Source organism: Blautia sp. HA9023, from assembly GCF_056504095.1.
The window spans coordinates 476,234-495,396 of the sequence record NZ_JBWLUR010000008.1; the positions used below are offsets into that span (position 1 = coordinate 476,234).

At 42.8% G+C, this 19,163-nt stretch carries 17 protein-coding genes, 1 tRNA gene and 1 pseudogene; 13 read left to right on the forward strand and 6 right to left on the reverse strand.

Annotation, left to right across the window (positions count from 1 at the left end):
- Nucleotides 1-103: 103 nt before the first annotated feature.
- Entirely contained in the window at nucleotides 104-931 is an 828-nt protein-coding gene (locus AC04Q6_RS12180; protein WP_476389699.1) for a helix-turn-helix domain-containing protein, read from the reverse strand.
- Between the two features lie 325 nt (nucleotides 932-1,256).
- Here AC04Q6_RS12180 and AC04Q6_RS12185 point away from each other — a divergent pair, with 325 nt between their 5' ends.
- The 4 genes from AC04Q6_RS12185 (at nucleotide 1,257) to AC04Q6_RS12200 (ending at nucleotide 4,577) form a co-directional block, all read left to right on the forward strand.
- Nucleotides 1,257-1,871 carry a CHC2 zinc finger domain-containing protein gene (locus AC04Q6_RS12185; RefSeq protein ID WP_476389700.1) on the forward strand — a complete coding sequence of 205 codons (615 nt, stop codon included), beginning with the start codon at nucleotides 1,257-1,259 and terminating at the stop codon, nucleotides 1,869-1,871.
- The gene (locus tag AC04Q6_RS12190; RefSeq protein ID WP_476389701.1) at nucleotides 1,852-3,219 is read left to right on the forward strand and encodes a phage/plasmid primase, P4 family; all 1,368 of its coding nucleotides are present in this window, start codon (nucleotides 1,852-1,854) and stop codon (nucleotides 3,217-3,219) included. The genes AC04Q6_RS12185 and AC04Q6_RS12190 overlap by 20 nt, the downstream gene beginning before the upstream one ends.
- Nucleotides 3,220-3,332: 113 nt before the next feature.
- Entirely contained in the window at nucleotides 3,333-4,307 is a 975-nt protein-coding gene (gene mobV / locus AC04Q6_RS12195; protein ID WP_476389702.1) for a MobV family relaxase, read from the forward strand.
- 78 nt (nucleotides 4,308-4,385) lie between these two features.
- Nucleotides 4,386-4,577 (forward strand): hypothetical protein, encoded by a 192-nt coding sequence (locus AC04Q6_RS12200; RefSeq protein WP_476389703.1) that lies wholly within the window; start codon nucleotides 4,386-4,388, stop codon nucleotides 4,575-4,577.
- Nucleotides 4,578-4,660: 83 nt separating this feature from the next.
- On the opposite strand, the gene AC04Q6_RS12205 is transcribed toward AC04Q6_RS12200, so the two are convergent.
- Nucleotides 4,661-5,500, reverse strand: coding sequence for a DNA methyltransferase (locus tag AC04Q6_RS12205; protein WP_476389704.1), 840 nt, complete (start codon nucleotides 5,498-5,500; stop codon nucleotides 4,661-4,663).
- Between the two features lie 12 nt (nucleotides 5,501-5,512).
- A complete protein-coding gene (locus tag AC04Q6_RS12210) occupies nucleotides 5,513-6,241 on the reverse strand; it encodes a PaeR7I family type II restriction endonuclease (RefSeq protein WP_476389705.1) in 729 nt (242 codons plus the stop codon).
- Nucleotides 6,242-6,494: 253 nt separating this feature from the next.
- On the opposite strand from AC04Q6_RS12210, the gene AC04Q6_RS12215 reads away from it, so the two are divergent.
- From AC04Q6_RS12215 to AC04Q6_RS12225, 3 genes and pseudogenes are all read left to right on the forward strand, one after another.
- Nucleotides 6,495-8,444 (forward strand): recombinase family protein, encoded by a 1,950-nt coding sequence (locus AC04Q6_RS12215; protein WP_476389706.1) that lies wholly within the window; start codon nucleotides 6,495-6,497, stop codon nucleotides 8,442-8,444.
- Nucleotides 8,419-8,997: pseudogene (locus tag AC04Q6_RS12220) on the forward strand (ABC transporter substrate-binding protein); the annotation flags it as partial. The gene AC04Q6_RS12215 and the pseudogene AC04Q6_RS12220, both read left to right, overlap by 26 nt.
- A 104-nt stretch (nucleotides 8,998-9,101) precedes the next feature.
- Nucleotides 9,102-10,124, forward strand: coding sequence for a threonine aldolase family protein (locus AC04Q6_RS12225; RefSeq protein WP_021977806.1), 1,023 nt, complete (start codon nucleotides 9,102-9,104; stop codon nucleotides 10,122-10,124).
- Nucleotides 10,125-10,347: 223 nt separating this feature from the next.
- Here the strand turns inward: AC04Q6_RS12225 and proC are convergent, their stop codons facing one another.
- From proC to AC04Q6_RS12240, 3 genes are all read right to left on the reverse strand, one after another.
- Nucleotides 10,348-11,142: a pyrroline-5-carboxylate reductase gene (gene proC, locus AC04Q6_RS12230; protein ID WP_118070969.1), complete on the reverse strand. Its 795-nt coding sequence runs from the start codon at nucleotides 11,140-11,142 to the stop codon at nucleotides 10,348-10,350.
- Between the two features lie 70 nt (nucleotides 11,143-11,212).
- Nucleotides 11,213-11,283 (reverse strand) — tRNA-Gly (locus AC04Q6_RS12235).
- A 116-nt stretch (nucleotides 11,284-11,399) separates the two neighbouring features.
- Nucleotides 11,400-11,852, reverse strand: a complete 453-nt coding sequence (locus AC04Q6_RS12240; protein ID WP_021977808.1) for a CYTH domain-containing protein — start codon at nucleotides 11,850-11,852, stop codon at nucleotides 11,400-11,402.
- Nucleotides 11,853-12,025: 173 nt separating this feature from the next.
- Between AC04Q6_RS12240 and AC04Q6_RS12245 the strand changes: the two genes are divergently transcribed.
- The 6 genes from AC04Q6_RS12245 (at nucleotide 12,026) to yihA (ending at nucleotide 19,162) form a co-directional block, all read left to right on the forward strand.
- Entirely contained in the window at nucleotides 12,026-12,592 is a 567-nt protein-coding gene (locus AC04Q6_RS12245; protein ID WP_118061984.1) for a DJ-1 family glyoxalase III, read from the forward strand.
- Nucleotides 12,593-12,833: 241 nt separating this feature from the next.
- Nucleotides 12,834-14,120 (forward strand): trigger factor, encoded by a 1,287-nt coding sequence (gene tig, locus AC04Q6_RS12250; protein WP_021977810.1) that lies wholly within the window; start codon nucleotides 12,834-12,836, stop codon nucleotides 14,118-14,120.
- A gap of 24 nt (nucleotides 14,121-14,144) precedes the next feature.
- Nucleotides 14,145-14,726 (forward strand): ATP-dependent Clp endopeptidase proteolytic subunit ClpP, encoded by a 582-nt coding sequence (gene clpP, locus AC04Q6_RS12255; protein ID WP_021977811.1) that lies wholly within the window; start codon nucleotides 14,145-14,147, stop codon nucleotides 14,724-14,726.
- 111 nt (nucleotides 14,727-14,837) lie between these two features.
- Complete coding sequence (gene clpX / locus AC04Q6_RS12260; RefSeq protein WP_118062065.1) at nucleotides 14,838-16,151, forward strand: ATP-dependent Clp protease ATP-binding subunit ClpX; 1,314 nt, start codon at nucleotides 14,838-14,840, stop codon at nucleotides 16,149-16,151.
- A 17-nt stretch (nucleotides 16,152-16,168) separates the two neighbouring features.
- Nucleotides 16,169-18,481, forward strand: a complete 2,313-nt coding sequence (gene lon, locus AC04Q6_RS12265; protein WP_118070968.1) for an endopeptidase La — start codon at nucleotides 16,169-16,171, stop codon at nucleotides 18,479-18,481.
- 69 nt (nucleotides 18,482-18,550) lie between these two features.
- A complete protein-coding gene (gene yihA / locus AC04Q6_RS12270) occupies nucleotides 18,551-19,162 on the forward strand; it encodes a ribosome biogenesis GTP-binding protein YihA/YsxC (protein ID WP_021977814.1) in 612 nt (203 codons plus the stop codon).
- The last annotated feature ends 1 nt before the right edge of the window (nucleotide 19,163 follow it).

The window sequence follows — 19,163 nt, forward strand, 5'->3', positions numbered from 1 at the left end:
TAATGGAGTCACCTGAAAGGACAGAACTAAGTCTGAATATTAGCATGACAATGCGGCTATTCAGACGATGCCACATTTGAAGAAAGGTATATCCATACTTCTGTTAGCTATTCTCTGGTACACTATTATCACAGATATATTTTGCCAAATTCTGTACCATTGCAAGTCCTTCGTCATTCAGATCGGTTGTCTGTCCCATATAAAAAGCTACTGCATTTGCTAAGTCAGTACTTGTGATATCAGAAACCGGCTTATCGGGCAATGCATTCCGGATCATCTGTACGGCTTCGGCTGTAGCAACCGCTTTTGTTGGTTCTTTTTTCTGCATACCAGATTTAATATCACGTACTATTGCCATAAATTGAATCTTGATTTTTTCAATATCTGCTTCATTTGCTCCTAATCTCTGTGAGCTTAAAAACTGCTTATCTTTTATAATCTCTTTTCTTTTTGAGGGTTCTGCAGTCATCAGATCAGTCAGTTGATCAACAGCCAAATCAATGACCTTATTTCGTGCCATTATACCCTCAGCAATGGTATCATCAAAATAATTCCGAATCATAATACATAATTTTGGAAAATGTTCATGTTCCAATAATCGGTTTAAAATATCTACATCTATTCTTCTGGTAATCAGTCTCGTTACCGCTTCTTCCGACAGTCCAAGTTCCGATATATCATAACTTTTGGGTGAAGTAATCTGAGTGATTCCAAGCAGATAATCAGTAGAAACATGAAAAAACCTGGCGGCATCTATTACAATGCTTATATTAGGATTTTTTGTTTCACCGCTCTCAATACGACTGATTTGTGAATGAGTCACATGAAGCTGATCAGCCAACTGTTTTTGGCTTAAATCATGGTCTTTCCGCAAATTACTCAATCGGTATGCAAGACTTGTTTCATCTTCTATAAAATCAGATTTTCCCATTGTTTCGTCACCTCCTAAACTACTTCCATTATATCTGTGCCTGTGCAAATTTGCAATTTTTTATCAAATCGTATTCTTGATTTTCATTGTACGTGAATAAATCAGGGGTGCGATTTTTTCATACTAAACTGTCAACATGATCGATCAGACAGAACCTCGAAAACTAAATGACCGTTCCGGAACTTTATAAACCGCCACGATTTTCTGATCAGAAAAGAGCGCTCACAAAGAGACGACACAGCGCCGAGAAGGGTTGCCTGTCGGGAAAGGAACTGGATAAAACGGCACAACTTTAAATTCAAACTTAAATCAGGAGGAAAATAGAATGAGATTATTTGAAACAATAAAAGAAATTGTAACAGTCGGACAGGCTGCAGAATATTATGGCATGAAAATTGGAAGAAACAACATGATCTGTTGTCCATTTCATAATGACCATCATCCAAGTATGAAACTGAATACCACTTATTACTACTGCTTTGGTTGTGGTGCTACCGGAGATGTGATTCAGTTTGTTGCAAATCTATTCGAACTGAATAACTATGAAGCCGCCAAAAAAATTGCTGTAGATTTTGGTATTACACCAGATAATCCGCCAGTAATAACAGCTCTGAAAAAGCCAGAGTACATGGAAACAAAGAACAGACAGAAAGAATTATGTGAATGTCAGAAAATGGTTTGCGAATATCTTCATCGTTTGGAAAAATGGAAAGCATTGTATGCACCAGAACGACCAGATTTACCTATGGACGAACGATTTGAAGAAGCATGTGAAAGTCTGAGTTATATTGAATATCTAGCAGATTATCTGACCTTTGCAGATGAAGAGGAATGCTTTGAAGTTGTAAAATTCATGAAAGAAACCGGCTATCTGGAAGATTTGAAATATCTTTTAGGGACTCGTGATGAGGAGGATGCATATGCAGAAGAAGCAGCTTAGTAACTATCCAGTTTGGTTTGACGGAACCAATATCAATGAAGCAGCCTTTTGTGAGGAATTTCTCCATACGCGTAAAATACTCTTTGCCAACAATGCATTTTTTACTCCAGAAGGGCGGATCACAGATGATCTGCACCTTCGTGGGGAAATATTTGAAAGTCTGAAACATTATGCCATCAACAACGTTCCACGCAAAGTAACAAATATTCTGGAAGTCATGAAACTGGCAGCTTATGTAGAAGATTTTCCACCAGAAGCCAATAAAATCCATCTTGCAAATGGAACGCTATATATAGATGGCTCATTTATACCTGAAAAACCGGATATTGTGCGAATGCGTCTTCCGGTCAACTATAATCCAGATGCGCCCGAAGCTGTCACATGGCTGTCATTTTTAGAACAACTGCTCTACCAGGAAGATATTCCAACTTTGCAGGAGTTTATTGGGTATTGCCTGATTCCAAGCAACAAGGGACAACGCATGATGATTATAAAAGGTAATGGTGGCGAGGGAAAATCACAGATTGGTGCTGTTCTGAACAGCTTGTTAGGCTCAAATATGAAAGACGGAAGTATCGGAAAAATTTCTGAAAACCGCTTTGCCAGAGCCGACCTTGAGCACATTTTGTTGTGCGTAGATGATGATATGCGAATGGAAGCCCTGAAACAGACAAGTTATGTGAAGTCCATTGTTACTGCTCAGGGGAAAATGGACTTGGAACGTAAAGGAAAGCAAAGTTACCAGGGCTGGCTTTTTTCCAGACTGCTTGCATTCAGCAATGGAAATTTACAGGCATTGTATGACCGCAGTGATGGATTTTACCGAAGACAATTAGTGCTGACAACAAAGGAGAAACCTGTTGATCGTGTAGATGATCCCTATTTGGCAGAAAAAATGAAGAATGAAGCCGAAAGCATTTTTCTCTGGGCATTTGAAGGGTTACAACGGTTAGTCCGTCAGAATTTTAAATTTACAGAAAGTCCCCGCATCAGGGCAAATCGTGAAAATGTGAAACGGGACAATAACAATGTACTAGAGTTTTTAGAATCAGAGGGGTATATTTGCTTTCAGGCAGAGGCAAGTGTAAGTTCCAAGGAACTATATGAGAGCTATTGTCTCTGGTGTGAAGAAAATTCCATGGTCGCATTAAAAAATCGAAGTTTCTCAGATGCTATCGTTGCCGTTCAGACTAAATACAATCTGGTACATTGCAATACAATAAAAAATTCTGCCGGGCGACGAGTATGGGGATTTACAGGAGTAGAGGTTATTACAAAGCCGTCCTATACAGATGGCTTTATGGATGCTTCTCAGTGTACGTACGTACCGAAAGAATGGACAAATTAAATCTGGTACGTATGTACGTAGTAATTCAATATAAGTTGCACATTATATATTTTCAGGCTGGCTGTCGAAACAGTATGACAGTTAGCCTGTTTTTCGGAAAGGAAGATGTACAAATGCAGAAAGCACAATACGGTATTTTGAGATTTGCAAAATACAAAGGACCTGAGATCAGTAGTATTGAAGCACACAATGAACGAAAAAAAGAAAAATATGCCAGTAATCCGGACATAGATAACAGTCGAAAAAATCTGAATTATCACTTGATTAAACCAGACGGAAAGTACCGGGCAGAATCGAATCGACTGATTGAAGAATATGGATGCCGGACACGCAAAGACAGTGTACGCGTTGTTGAAGTCTTGATTACTGCTACACCAGAATTTTTCAAAGGTAAGAAAAAGAGTGAAATCAGAGCATATTTTCAAACCGCTTTGGAATTTATAGAAAAGTATCAGGATGCAAAGACAATCCTTTCGGCTGTGGTGCATATGGATGAGAAAACTCCACATATGCACCTTTCTTTTGTCCCGATAACTCAGGACGGAAGACTTTGTGCAAAGGAGATTCTTGGAAATAAGAAAAAACTGACTTGGTGGCAAGATGAGTTTTGGAAACATATGGCGGAAAAGTATCCAGATCTGGAACGTGGAGAATCTGCCAGCATGACCGGACGTGAACATATCCCACCACGACTTTTTAAAGAAGCAGCACATCTTACCCGACAGGCTAAGCAAATCACTGATCTGTTGGAAAGTACAAATATTTTTAATGCTGGTAAAAATACAGATAAAGCTGTGGAACTATTGCAGAAATTTTTTCCTGCAATAGAGAACTTTCAGACGCAGGTTCGGAAATATGATAAGACAATCAGTTCCTTAAAATCAGATAAGGCAACATTGCAAAAACAGAATCAAGATTTAACCAGACAGGTAAAAGAAGCAACCACCAATAGTATACGAAAGAAAATGGACGATGCCAGACTCAGAGCTGATTATGAAAATCTCCAGAAGCTGATAAATAGTATCCCACCAGAAATACTGGAACTGGCAAAACGAGGACAGTTAAACCATTCAAATCGTGAACTATAAAATCATTTTTAAGTGGACAGACACGAAAACTGTCCACTTTTTATATGATAGTTATAGAAAATTTAAAAGAAAAAGGATGTGATAAGCTTGCGGAAGCCAACGTATTATCTCTGGCGTACCGATTTTTCTTCACAGGAAGAATTTGAAGCTGAACGTAAGAAATATACGGATATTGGGTTTCGGGTTGTCACATTCCTGGATGGAGATTCAAACACCAATATTCATGACGGAATCAAAGCATTGGTTAAAAATCACTGGGATAATGTGTGATTTAACCGGCGTTTTCCAATCTGATGTTATACGTAAAATCATCAGTATAATTGAAAGGTAGATGTTTTTGTAGTACCCATTTTTTAATCCTGATTGCCTAAATCGACAAATGAAATTTCGGCAGGAAATACAACTGAACGTTCGCGATCAAGACGATTCATAATCTGTTCGCAATATAATTGTTCTGTTTCAATCCCGATAGAATTTCTATTATTCTGCATAGCAGCAACCATTGATGTTCCGCTTCCACAAAAGGGATCAACAACAATGTCTCCGACAAATGAAAACATTTTAACTAATCTGGTTGCAAGTTCAAGTGGGAAAGGGGCAGGGTGTCCGTTACGTGTTGAAGCACCAGGCATTTCCCATATTTGACTGAACCAATTTTGGAAATCTTCCTTACCAATTTTACTTTCTTCTCGTTGCTGCGTAGTAGGTTTGCGATAGCCGCCAGGCTTTCTCTCCATCAAGATATATTCCATATCATTTTTTATGATAGCGTTAGGTTCGTATGGCTTACCTAAGATTGAACTCTTTGTATTTGCTTCAAATTTAGCATTAGAAATTTTGTGCCATAAAATGGGGTTAAGATTGTCAAAGCCAACCTTGCGACAAGTAACTGCAATATCTGAATGTAACGGCATAACGACATGGCGTCCATATTTTTTTCGAGAAAGGCACACATCACCAACAACACAAACAATTCTGCCGCCCGGAACTAATATTCTAAAACACTCTTTCCAAACTTTTTCTAATTCATCTACAAAACGTTGGTAATCATTTATCATACCTAATTGATTTTTACCGCATTGATAGTTTTTTAAATTAAAGTACGGTGGCGACGTTAGCACCAAATGCACACTGTTATCAGCAATCATTGATAGTTTTCTTGCGTCACCACGATATAATTTTTGAATCGTCATAAATGTCACCGCCTAAAAATGAGTCAATACCGCACCAAGCATTGATCTGATGAAAGCAATATACGACAATTTGTAGTTAGGGCACGCATAAGAATTAGTATTCTCGCCTTTACTTGTTGTCATAAAGCAAGCAGCACTATATTGTCTTTCTAATAAAAGCTTATTGCAAAATATTTGATACCTATCCTTGTAAGAAGCGTCAATAAACTCATCTAAAACTTGAAAATGTGGTGAACGCACATTTACTGGATCAGTTGATTTTTTACAATCTTCAAGAACCATAAAATAACCAAGCCAAGGTGCATTCTGAGATCCAAATACACCTTCTCGATAAGCTGTCCAAATATCTAATGCACTTCCCATAGCTTCTTCTGTGCGATTATTGAAATTATTACCAAAAGATGGTCCGACCTGACTTTTGAATTCAATGGCGATAACCAATTCGTTATTATCAACAACAAGCAAATCCCATTTTTTGTTGGGACGATAGAAGCCTGGAAGTTCCAGGTTGGAACTTGTGAAAATACTTGTTTTTGGAACACCATTCATAATAAGTATTTCTGATATTAAATCCACGAAGCCGTCTAGCTGTTTACCACCTGTTACGGCACCACGGTTACCTTGATCATGAACAGCAGAATTATCTTGTTTACTCTTTTGTCCAGTTCGCGTAGTCCAAAAGAAATCAACGGCGTTGCTTATTCTATTATCTAAATCTATTGGGATTTTCATTTCAGCCATGATTTTTGAATTCCTTTCTTATATGGGGTTAAAATAATTTGTATAATATTATACTATGATTTTACGTCATGGGCAAAGAAAAATTCAGAAATTGTTATTTAAGTTCTACATGCTTTCGCGCTCAAACAATAGTAGCTGGCACTACATATCTTTTTATTCTAATATTTTATTATATACATTTTTTTGTTTTATATATATAATATAATTACATAGTGCTTAAGAATTATATTTACATTTCAGAAAGGAAATATCTATGAATGCAGGATATGTTCGTCTCTCAAGAGACGATGATAAAAGGAATTATGTTTCCATAGAAAATCAGAAACTGATTATCAATCAATACGCAGCAGATCATGGTGTGGTTATTGACTGCTGGTATGAAGATGATGGCATTTCCGGCTATATCTTTGACAGACCGGGATTTCAACAGATGATGGCTGATCTGGGCAAAGATATTGATACTGTCTATGTCAAAGATTTTTCACGTCTTGGCAGACATAATGCAAAGGTTCTGCTGCTTCTGGATGAATTTCAGGAACGTGGCAAGCATCTAGTTGTGATTGACGATAATTATGATTCTATGGATTCTAGTGACGATACGATTGGTATTAAGACATGGTTTAATGAACGATATGTCAAAGACACCAGTAAAAAAATCAAGCGTGCCATAGGAGCCAGACAGAAAGAGGGAACACTGATTACAAGACCGCCGTTTGGCTATCGCCGCAATGAAAAAGATAAGACTGTTCTGGAAATCGTACCAAAAGAAGCAGAATATATTAAACAAATTTATGACTTATATCTTTCCGGTTCCGGCTACCGCAAGATTGCCACGTATCTGACCGAACAGGGCGCACCCACTCCCTCTATGATACAGCGTGAACGTGAAATAGAAGAAGGCAGACTGTCTAAAAGACAGGTAGCTTCTAAATGGTCTGATGCTATGATAAAAGAAATACTGGATAATGATTTTTACATTGGTACTTTTCGTTTGAAAAAACGTGCAAGAAATACGGTTCATGGAAAAGATAAACGTGTGCCAAAGGAAGAACAATGTATTTTTGAGAATCATCACCCGGCAATTATTGATAAGGCTACCTTTGCGTTGGTACAGGAATTAAAGGAAAAACGTAACCGTACCAATTATCGGGGAAGCCGGGGGCAGTGGCTTGGCTCAGAGATTCCGAATCCTTTTGGCAGTTGCCTGTTCTGTAAAGACTGTGGCAGCCGCCTTACACCAATTAAACGCAAAACTTCCAGCAAGGAACGGAAATATTACATCTGTACCACTTATAACACCAAAGGCAGACGTTATTGCTCCAAGGCACATTTAATTGAAGAAGATGATCTGATGGAAGATGTTCTGACTTATATCAAGATGTGTCGAAATGCTCTCTGTGAAGTTATTTCTACCTATGATTTAAAGGATTTTGAAGCAGAGAAAAAAACAATAGCGGAAAAACGGCAGGAACTGCACACAACTATCAATGAGCGAAAAAGTCAACTGAAAGTTCTGCTTACCCAAAAAGTAAAAGATCTGGCTGTCGCTGCTGGAAATGAAGACTTAATCAATGAAACGTATGATTCTATGCAGAAAGACTTATTTGCTCAGATTCATGGTCTGGAAATGCAGATAAAAGAACTGAATGAAACTGCCATAGAAACGCCTGATGTAAAGGATAAACTAAAAAATGCTCTTGAGGTGGTAGATAAAATCATTGCAGGAGGCAACCTTGACCGAAGAGATATTGAACTTCTGATTGAAAAAATCGTAGTGGACGAAGACGGGATGCCGGAAATTATACTGAAATACGGCTTGTCTAATCTGATTAGTTACAGTCCTGCTGATGAAATGAATCGAAGAGAAAATACCATGATTGCGATTGTGATGAAACTGATTGCTGAGGATGAACGTGGGTTTACTTCTGCAAAATATCTGTCAGAGCATATTACTGACCTTGGATTCAAGAAAACAAAGCAGAGTATTCTTCCATATATTGAGCTAATGAAGAAACTTGGGATTCTTGAATCCACAGATAATCCATTGAAGCCATACCATATTGTAAAGTCAAAAGAAAAAATCTTGCAGCTTACCAAAGAATATCTGCCGGATCTATCAGCAGAAACTACCGCAAAACAGATATCAGATGATTATTTACATGGTAGCAGTGATGGCAGGCGGCATGCCGGAAATGGTATTTGAATATATCCTGAAGAAAAACGGCATTGACCCGCAGAAAGATCTGACCATTGACCAGAGTATTGATTTCGGTTCCACGGCGGCGGCTTTTACAGGGGATGATTCTGCGGCGTATACCGTAGAGTTTGAGCCATCTGCCACAATTCTGGAAAAAGAAGGCGCAGGCCATGTGGTGGCATCGCTTGGGGAAGCATCCGGGTATGTGCCTTACACATCTTACAGTGTAAAAACAAGTTACATGAAAGAAAACCCGGAGATCATCCAGAAATTCACAAATGCACTTCAGAAAGGTATGGACTATGTGCAGAGTCATACGCCGGAGGAGATCGCAGAAGTGATCGCACCCCAGTTTAAAGAAACAGATATCGACACGATCACTACCATTGTGAAGCGGTACTATGATCAGGACACCTGGAAAGAAAATCTGATCTTTAAGAAAGACAGCTTTGAGCTTCTGCAGGATATCTTGGAAGATGCAGGAGAGCTAGGCGAACGTGCAGAGTATGAAGAACTGGTGCAGACGGAATATGCAAAGAACGCAGTAAAAGAAAAGTGAAAAAGCTTCAGAAGTATACAGAGCAATGCCGGTTGACAGAAACATTTTCCGGGATTTATACTTAAAAAAGATTGCAAAAAATACAGATGAGGAGAGCATGTGAGATGTTATATTTTGTAAATGATTACTGCGAGGGCGCTCATCCGGCGATCCTGCAGAAACTTCTGGAAACCAATATGGAGAAGCTTTCCGGTTACGGCACGGATAAATACTGCGATTCTGCCAAAGAAAAGATCCGGAAAGCCTGCAGCTGTCCGGATGCAGAGGTGTATTTCCTGGTGGGAGGAACCCAGACCAATGCAACGATCATCGCATCTGTCCTGAACCGTTATGAGGGAGTCCTTGCGGCACAGACAGGTCATGTAGGCTGTCATGAAGCAGGTGCGATTGAATACACAGGCCACAAAGTGCTGACACTTCCGGAAAAAAATGGAAAGATCAGCGCAGAGAGCATCACGGACTATGTGGAAACCTTTTATGGGGATGCGAACCATGAGCATATGGTATTTCCGGGAATGGTCTATATTTCCCATCCGACCGAGTACGGAACCCTTTATACAAAGAAGGAACTGGAAGAAATCTCCGAGGTATGCCATAAATACGATCTTCCACTGTTTCTGGACGGAGCAAGACTTGGCTACGGCCTGGTAAGCCCGGAGACAGATGTGACACTGGAAGATATCGCCAGATATACCGATGTATTCTATATCGGTGGAACCAAGGTAGGCGCACTTTGCGGAGAGGCAGTCGTTTTTACGAAAAAAGCTCCGAAGCATTTCATGACCATGGTAAAACAGCAGGGTGCCCTTCTTGCAAAGGGACGTCTTCTGGGAATTCAGTTTGATACGCTGTTTACCGATGATCTGTATACAAAGATCAGCAAAAATGCCATCGAGACAGCCATGAAACTGAAAAAAGCCCTTCAGGAAAAAGGCTATCAGTTATATCTGGATTCTCCCACAAACCAGCAGTTTGTAGTTCTGGAAAATAAAAAGAAAGAAGAACTGGGCAAAAAAGTTCAGTTTGATTTCTGGGAGAAATATGATGAAGATCATACAGTGATCCGTTTTGCCACAAGCTGGGGAACGAAGATGGAGGATATTGATGCGCTGATCGAACTTCTGTAAAGTCATGAGCAGACAGAAAAACAGCTGAGATGATCCTGCATGCAAATAGAAGCTGCATTGCAGATCCCATCAGATCCTATAGCTGACATAAGACAGAAAAACTCCGTGAAGTCTGCATGACGGCAGAATGACACGGAGTTTTTTCATGTCAGTAACAATGCTGAATCTGATCAGATCAGGCGGAGGATATTTGGCTGCCTGACCGTTAGATGCTTTCAAAAAATTATAATTTTTTACCCTTCTCAGCAGCAGCAGTAAGCGCTTCAAACACAGCACTGCGGAAACCATTCTTCTCCAGGGTACGTACACCCTCGATGGTAGTTCCGGCAGGGGAGCAGACCATGTCTTTCAGGTCTCCCGGATGACGTCCGGTTTCCAGAACCATTTTTGCACTGCCAAGAACAGTCTGGGAAGCGAACTTGTAGGCCTGTTTACGAGGCATTCCCTGGCTGACAGCGGCATCAGCCATAGCTTCGATGAACATAAACACATAAGCCGGTGCACAGCCACCTACAGCACCGGCCGCATCCATCAGACGTTCCGGGATCACTTCCGTACATCCGAAGCTGTCTGTGATCTTAAGAATCTCAGCAAGTTCCTCCTGTGAAACCCGTTCATTGGCACATACAGCAGTCATTCCCTCACCGACCTGCGCCGGGGTATTAGGCATAAAACGGACAACTTTCAGAGGAAGACCGGCCTTTTCTTCCAGCCATGCAAGGGTTTTGCCTGGGGCAATGCCGATAATGGTGTGTTCTTCAGTAAGGCTGTCGTGGACTTCGTCCAGAACCTCCTCATAAAACTGAGGCTTTACGGCAAGAACAACAGTTTTTGCAGATCTGACGACCTCCTTGTTATCCAGAGTGGTGACAACGCCGAGATTTTTTTCACTGCGTGCTTTTCCCTCGGGGGTAAGGTTGGAAACAATGATGTCCTCTTTGGAAAAAATCCCCTGACGGAGAATACCGCCGATCATGGCAGAACCCATATTTCCACATCCGATAAATCCGATCTTCATAATAAAATCCTCCTTAAAATCATTTATAAAAAAAGACACGCCTGACTCGCGTGCCTTCTTTGGCAATGAAAGCAGATAACGGGAATCGAACCCGCCTCCTCAGCTTGGGAAGCTGATGTTCTACCAATGAACTATATCTGCCTGCATCACTAATTATAGCACTGCAAATGAGAAATACAAGTGTGATTTCAGATACAGGCCACGGAGTGACAGCAATGGTATTGAGAGCTGGCAGCATCTGCAAACAGCGATCGCATTTACCAGCCCTGGCTCATAGTGCTGTTATGATATTTTGTAGAATAAGTCACATCTTCACCGAACCATTCCGGCGCGGTGTAGGCATTGGCTGCTTCCTCTGTGGGAAATTCCACTTCAGCCAGAAGAACGCCCTCATATTCTCCGTGAAAGATATCCAGTTCGATAAAAAGTCCGCCTTTTTCCGGGATCACGTAGCGGTCTTTTGTGATGAGGATTCCATCTGCCTTGGGTTTCAGGTGTTCATAAGCTTCTGCGGTGAGCGGAAGATTATATTCCTCACGGCTCATCAGTCCTTTGGATTTATAAGTGAGAAAATAGTCATCGTCCTGTCTTCGGATGCGGACCACCGGTGAGGTGCAGAGATAACCCTGCTCGATTCGATGGCAGGGATAAGAAGCCAGGTTTTCCGGCAGATTTTCTTTTTTAATAAGAAATTTACGCTCAATTTCCATAACCGATTCCTCCTGTAAATATACTGCCCTCAGTTTACATGAAAAAAATATAATTTGCAACGGACTTACCCTGCAAATTTTCTTGACATTTTTTATGGAAAAAAGCATTATGAAAGGGAATGGAAAAACCTCCGGACAGCACCGGAATAATATAAAAAGAAAGGACGGAAAACATTATGAGCAAAGTATATATTTTTTTCGCAGACGGATTTGAAGATATCGAGGGACTGACTGTGGTAGATCTGATGCGGAGAGCAGGAATCGACATCCAGACAGTATCTATTAAAGAGACCAGAGAGATCAGAACCTCTCACGGAATCAATATTCTTACAGACTGCACATTTTCAGAGTGTGATTTCTCTGATGCGGACATGCTTGTGATCCCGGGAGGAATGCCAGGAACAAAATATCTGGAGGAATACAAACCGCTGACCGGGCTTCTCACATCATTTTACCAGAAAGGCGGCAAGGTGGCAGCTATCTGTGCAGCTCCGGGTGTATTCGAGAGACTTGGCTTCCTCAAAGGCAGAAATGCCACATCTTATCCATCTGTAATGGAGCAGCTTACAAGCGCCAGAACTTCCCTGGAGCCGGTAGTAGTGGACGGAAATGTGACTACCAGCAGAGGTCTTGGAACAGCCATTGATTTCAGTCTTTCTCTGATCCGTCAGCTGGAGGGAAGAGCAAAAGCCGAGGAAATCGCAGAGTCTGTAGTATATTCAACAGAGATTTTTTACTAAAGAAGAGCTGTTTTTGCGGTTAAGAAGGAAAACCAGAAGAGCTGCACTGCTTCTGAACGGGATTTTTACGGAAAACAGGGGATTTACAGCGGTATAAGAGCCATATATGGCGAAAAAAATACTGGCGTTTTTACAGTGATTATGCTATACTACAGAAATGACTGTAAATATATAAAATGCGAGTGTTAACTATTTATATAATAAGGTATTTACTCGATATAATTAAGGAGGAACAAGAAACATGAGTTTACAGGTTGAGAAAATGGAGAAAAACATGGCGAAACTTACAATCGAGGTTTCCGCCGAGGATCTTGACAAAGCAATGCAGAACGCATATCAGAAAGCAAAAGGCAGAATTTCCATTCCGGGATTCCGTAAAGGAAAAGCTCCTAGAAAAATGATCGAGCAGATGTACGGTAAGGGAGTATTCCTTGAGGATGCTGCTAACGCTCTGATCCCAGAGCATTACAGCAAAGCACTTGCTGAGTGTGATCTTGAGATCGTTTCCCAGCCTAAGATCGATGTAACACAGGTTGAGCCTGGCAAACCATTTATCTTTACAGCAGAAGTAGCTACCAAACCAGAGGTAACTCTTGGCGACTATAAAGGACTTGAGGTTCCGAAGTCTGAGACAGAAGTAACAGACGAGGAAGTTGAGGCAGAGCTTAAGAAAGAGCAGGAGAAGAACTCCAGAACGATCACAGTTGAGGATCGCGCAGCCGAGAATGGCGACACAGCAACTATCGATTTCGAGGGCTTCGTAGACGGAGAGGCATTCGAGGGCGGTAAAGGAACAGATTATCCGCTGACACTTGGTTCCAACACATTCATCCCGGGATTTGAGGAGCAGCTTGTCGGTGCCAAGACTGGTGACCATGTAGAAGTTAAAGTAACATTCCCTGAGGAGTATCAGGCAAAAGAGCTCGCTGGTAAGGAAGCAGTATTCCAGTGCGACGTTAAGAAGATCGAAGCGAAAGAGCTTCCGGAGCTTGACGATGACTTCGCTAAAGATGTATCTGAGTTTGATACACTTGCTGAGTACAAAGAAGACGTTAAGAAGAACCTGACAGAGAAAAAAGCAGAAGATGCTCGTCGTGCAAAAGAGGACGCAGCAGTAGATAAAGTGATCGAGAATGCCCAGATGGATATTCCGGAGGCAATGATCGAGACTCAGACACGTCAGATGCTTGACGACTTCGCAAGAAGAATGCAGTCCCAGGGTCTTTCCATGGAGCAGTACTTCCAGTTTACAGGTCAGAGCGTTGAGAAGATGATGGAAGACATGAAGCCACAGGCTCTTAAGAGAATCCAGACAAGACTGGTTCTTGAGAAGATCGCTGAGGTAGAGAACATCCAGCCAACAGAGGAAGAGGTTAACGAAGAGATCTCCAAGATGGCAGAGATGTACAAGATGGAAGCAGACAAATTAAAAGATCTCATCGGTGAGAACGAGATGGAGCAGATGAAGAAAGATATGGCTGTTCAGAAAGCTGTTACATTAGTTGCCGATGCAGCTGTAGAGGCGTAATAAACCTCGGAAATGGAGGGCAAAATGAGTTTAGTACCTTACGTCATTGAGCAGACCAGCAGAGGAGAAAGAAGTTACGATATCTATTCAAGACTTCTTAAGGACCGAATCATTTTCCTTGGAGAAGAGGTTAACGATGTCAGTGCGAACCTGATCGTTGCACAGCTTCTCTTCCTGGAAGCAGAAGATCCTTCCAAGGATATCCAGCTTTATATCAACAGCCCGGGTGGTTCTGTAACTGCCGGAATGGCGATCTATGATACGATGCAGTATATCAAGTGTGATGTATCTACAATCTGCCTTGGAATGGCAGCCAGCATGGGAGCTTTCCTCCTGTCTTCCGGTGCCAAAGGCAAGAGATACGCACTGCCGAATTCAACGATCATGATCCACCAGCCATCAGGCGGTGCACAGGGGCAGGCTACAGAGATCCAGATCGTAGCTGACCAGATCGCAAAAACCAAAAAGAAGCTGAACGAAATTCTTTCCGCGAATACCGGACAGCCTCTTGAGATTGTGGAGAAAGATACTGACCGTGATAACTATATGACAGCAGAAGAAGCGAAGGCATATGGTCTGATCGATGGTGTTGTAGTCCACAAATAATGCGTAAGAAAAGACTCCTGTAAAGACACAGGAGTCTTATCTTGCTTTAAAAAGGAATTTTAAATGTCTGCGGGAGACGGACATTTACGTTTAGAAAGGAAACAAAAAGATATGGCAGATAAAGTAAGAGAAGGAAAGGTAAGATGCTCCTTTTGCCATAAGACCGAAGACCAGGTACGGAAACTGATCGCAGGTCCGGATGGAGCGTATATTTGTGATGAATGTATCGGTATCTGTTCCGAGATCATGGAAGAAGAATTCAATATGTATGATCATGAAGCAGATTACGAAACAGGGATCAACCTTCTGAAACCGGAAGAGATCCACAGTATCCTGGATGAATATGTCATTGGTCAGGACGATGCCAAGAAGGCACTTTCTGTGGCTGTTTACAATCATTACAAGAGAATTCTTGCTTCCAGAAATCTGGACGTTGAGCTGCAGAAGAGTAATATCCTGATGCTTGGTCCTACAGGTTCCGGTAAGACACTTCTTGCACAGACACTGGCGAGACTTCTGAATGTTCCTTTTGCCATCGCAGATGCCACTACTCTCACAGAGGCAGGCTATGTTGGCGAGGATGTTGAGAATATTCTTCTGAAGATCATTCAGGCAGCAGATTACGATATTGAACGTGCGCAGTACGGAATCATCTATATTGATGAGATCGACAAGATCACAAGAAAATCCGAGAACACTTCCATTACCAGAGATGTGTCCGGTGAGGGCGTACAGCAGGCACTTCTGAAGATCCTGGAAGGAACCGTTGCAAGTGTTCCGCCGCAGGGCGGAAGAAAGCATCCGCATCAGGAGTTTATCCAGATCGATACGACAAACATCCTGTTCATCTGCGGTGGTGCTTTTGACGGACTGGAGAAGATCATCGAGGCAAGACAGGATACCAAGTCCATTGGTTTTGGAGCAGAGGTTTCTGAGAAGGAAGACCGCAATGTAGGCGAAGTCCTGAAAGAAGTTATGCCGGAAGACTTTATCAAATTCGGTCTGATCCCGGAGTTTATCGGACGAGTTCCGGTTGTTGTGACACTGGATTCCCTGGATGAAGAAGCACTGATCCGAATCTTAAAAGAGCCTAAGAACTCCCTCACCAAGCAGTATGACAAGCTTTTTGAGCTGGACGGTGTGGAACTTGAGTTCCAGGATGAGGCACTTGAGACAGTTGCCCGGAAATCTCTTGAGAGAAAAACAGGTGCCAGAGGACTTCGTGCCATCATGGAGCATACCCTGATGGATCTGATGTACAAGACACCTTCTGACGATACCATCCGTAAATGTATCGTCACAAAAGAGGCAGTGGAGGGAACCGGAGAGCCGGAGATCATCCACGGGGAGGCCAAGTCTCCTGCCAAGAAAGCAGGACACAAAACATCCCGTTCGAGAAAGAAAGGCAAGCCGGAAACAGCTTGATGAAGGGAATGACATAAATGACAAATCAGGTCAATATAATGCCAATGATTGCTCTACGTGGGACTACGGTCCTTCCGGAGATGATCGTACACTTTGATGTGAGCAGAGAGAAATCCATCCGTGCCGTGGAAGCAGCCATGCTCCATGACCAGAAGGTCTTTCTGCTGACACAGAAGGACCCGGAAGTGGAAACACCGGAACTTGATGATCTGTATCGGGTAGGAACCATTGCATACATCAAGCAGGTGGTGAAACTTCCGCAGGATCTTTACCGGGTTCTGGTAGAAGGACTGGACAGAGCTGAAATACTGAGCCTGGAGCAGGAAGGACCCTACCTGAAAGCGGAATGTGAGATCGTTACCGCCCAGGAAGAGGAGTATCCGGAACCGGTGAAAGATGCCATGCTTCGCAGCATCCGGGAACTTTTCCAGAGATATTGCAGAGAGAGCGGAAAGATAAGCAAAGATCTGGTAACACAGATCATGACCATTGAGGATGTTAAGGAGACCATCGACCAGATTGCGGTGAACCTTCCGATGTCCTATCAGAACAAGCAGAAGCTTCTGGAAGCAGTGTCTCTGAATGACCGTTATGAGATCCTGGGAGCACTTCTTGGCAGCGAGATCGAAGTGATCCATATCACCAAAGATCTCCAGCGCAAGGTGAAATCCCATATTGATAAGAATCAGAGAGAGTATATCCTCCGTGAACAGCTCAAAACTATCCGTGAAGAACTGGGTGAGGATAATACTGCAGATGATATCGAGGAGTTTAAGAAACAGCTGAAAGAGCTGGATGCATCCGATGAAGTAAAAGAGAAGATTTCCAAGGAGATCAGCCGTTTTAAAGGAATGGCAGCCAGTGCAGCGGAGGCAACGGTACAGAGAGGCTATCTGGAGACTGTTCTTGCACTTCCGTGGAATAAGAAATCCGAGGATTCCGAGGATCTTGAGAATGCATGGAAAGTACTGGAAGAAGGCCACTATGGACTGAAAGATGTTAAAGAGCGTATCATGGAATTTCTTGCGGTCCGGAAACTGACCCACAAGGGAAAGAGCCCGATCCTCTGCCTGGTGGGACCTCCCGGAACCGGAAAAACTTCCATTGCCCGTTCTGTGGCGGAGGCCATGAACAAAAAATACGTCCGCATCTGTCTCGGCGGTGTCCGTGATGAAGCGGAGATCCGTGGACACAGAAAGACCTACGTCGGCGCCATGCCCGGAAGGATCACGGTTGCATTGAAAGAAGCCGGAGTCAGCAATCCGCTGATGCTTCTTGACGAGATCGACAAGACCAGCAGTGACTATAAGGGAGACACTTCTGCGGCACTTCTGGAAGTCCTTGATCCGGAGCAGAACAGTAAGTTCAACGATCACTATGTGGAGATCCCTCAGGATCTTTCCGAAGTACTGTTTATTGCAACGGCCAATGACGTACAGGGAATCCCGAGACCTCTTCTTGACCGTATGGAACTGATGGAAATTCCAGGCTATACGGAGAATGAGAAGGAACATATTGCAAGGGAACATCTGATTCCGAAACAGATGGAGATCAACGGGATTCCGGAAGGAAAACTGGTGATCCAGCCGGCAGCTCTCGGTAAGTTGATCAACAACTATACCAAGGAAGCCGGAGTCCGTTCCCTGGAGAGAAATATCGGACGCATCTGCCGGAAGACCGCACGTGCGCTTATGGAAGAAGGCAAGGATAAAGTTGTGGTCACATCCAGAAATATCTCCAAATTCCTTGGCAAAGAACGATATAACTATCTGATGGCCAATGAGAAGGATGAGATCGGAATTGCCCGTGGCCTTGCCTGGACACAGGTAGGCGGCGATACCCTTCAGATCGAGGTCAACATCATGCCTGGAAAAGGAGAACTGCTTCTCACCGGACAGTTGGGCGATGTGATGAAAGAATCTGCACAGGCAGGCATCAGCTATATCCGTTCTGTAGCAGATCAGTATAAGATCGATCCGGAATTTTTCCAGAAACATGATATGCATGTACATATCCCGGAAGGTGCTGTTCCAAAAGACGGCCCGTCCGCAGGTATAACCATGGCAACTGCCATGCTGTCCGCAATTATCGAAAAACCGGTGCGTGCGGATCTTGCCATGACCGGTGAGATCACCTTAAGAGGCCGCGTGCTTCCAATCGGTGGACTGAAAGAGAAGCTGCTTGCAGCCAAATACGCAAAGATAAAAGAAGTCCTTGTTCCGGAGAAAAACCGTCCGGATATTGAGGAGATGGATAAAGAGATCATCCAGGGGCTGAATATCCAGTTTGTGGACAATATGAAAGAAGTTCTTGGTGAAGCTCTTGCATAGACAAAAACAGAAAAAACCCTGCCCTGTTTTTCAGGACAGGGCTTTTCCGAGAAAAGGGAGGAACAACGAATGGTAATCAAAAACGTATCACTGGATATTGTCTGCGGAATCACAAGCAAGATCCCGGACACAGGAAGGCCGGAGGTAGCTTTTGCGGGAAAATCAAATGTAGGGAAATCCTCCCTGATCAATGGTCTGATGAACCGCAAGGCCCTGGCAAGAACCAGTGCACAGCCTGGAAAAACACAGACCATCAATTTTTATAATATCAATGAAGCAATGTATCTCGTAGACCTGCCAGGCTACGGCTATGCCAAGGTTTCCGCGGCAGAGAAGGAAAAATGGGGAAAAATGATCGAGGGCTATCTTCACAATTCCAAAGAGCTCCGTGCAGTTTTTCTTCTGGTGGATATCCGCCACAAACCTTCTGCCAATGACAAGCAGATGTATGACTGGATCTGCCACAATGGATATGAGCCGGTGATCATCGCAACCAAACTTGATAAACTGAAACGCAGCCAGGTGGCAAAAAGCCTCAAGGAGATCCGTATTGGACTGGGCCTTCCGAAAGAAGGAAAAATCCTTCCTTTTTCTGCAGAAACCAAGCAGGGAAGAGACGAGATATGGGCACTGATCGACGAGTTGACCGGACTTGCTGAACCGGCAGCTACAGAGGATTAAG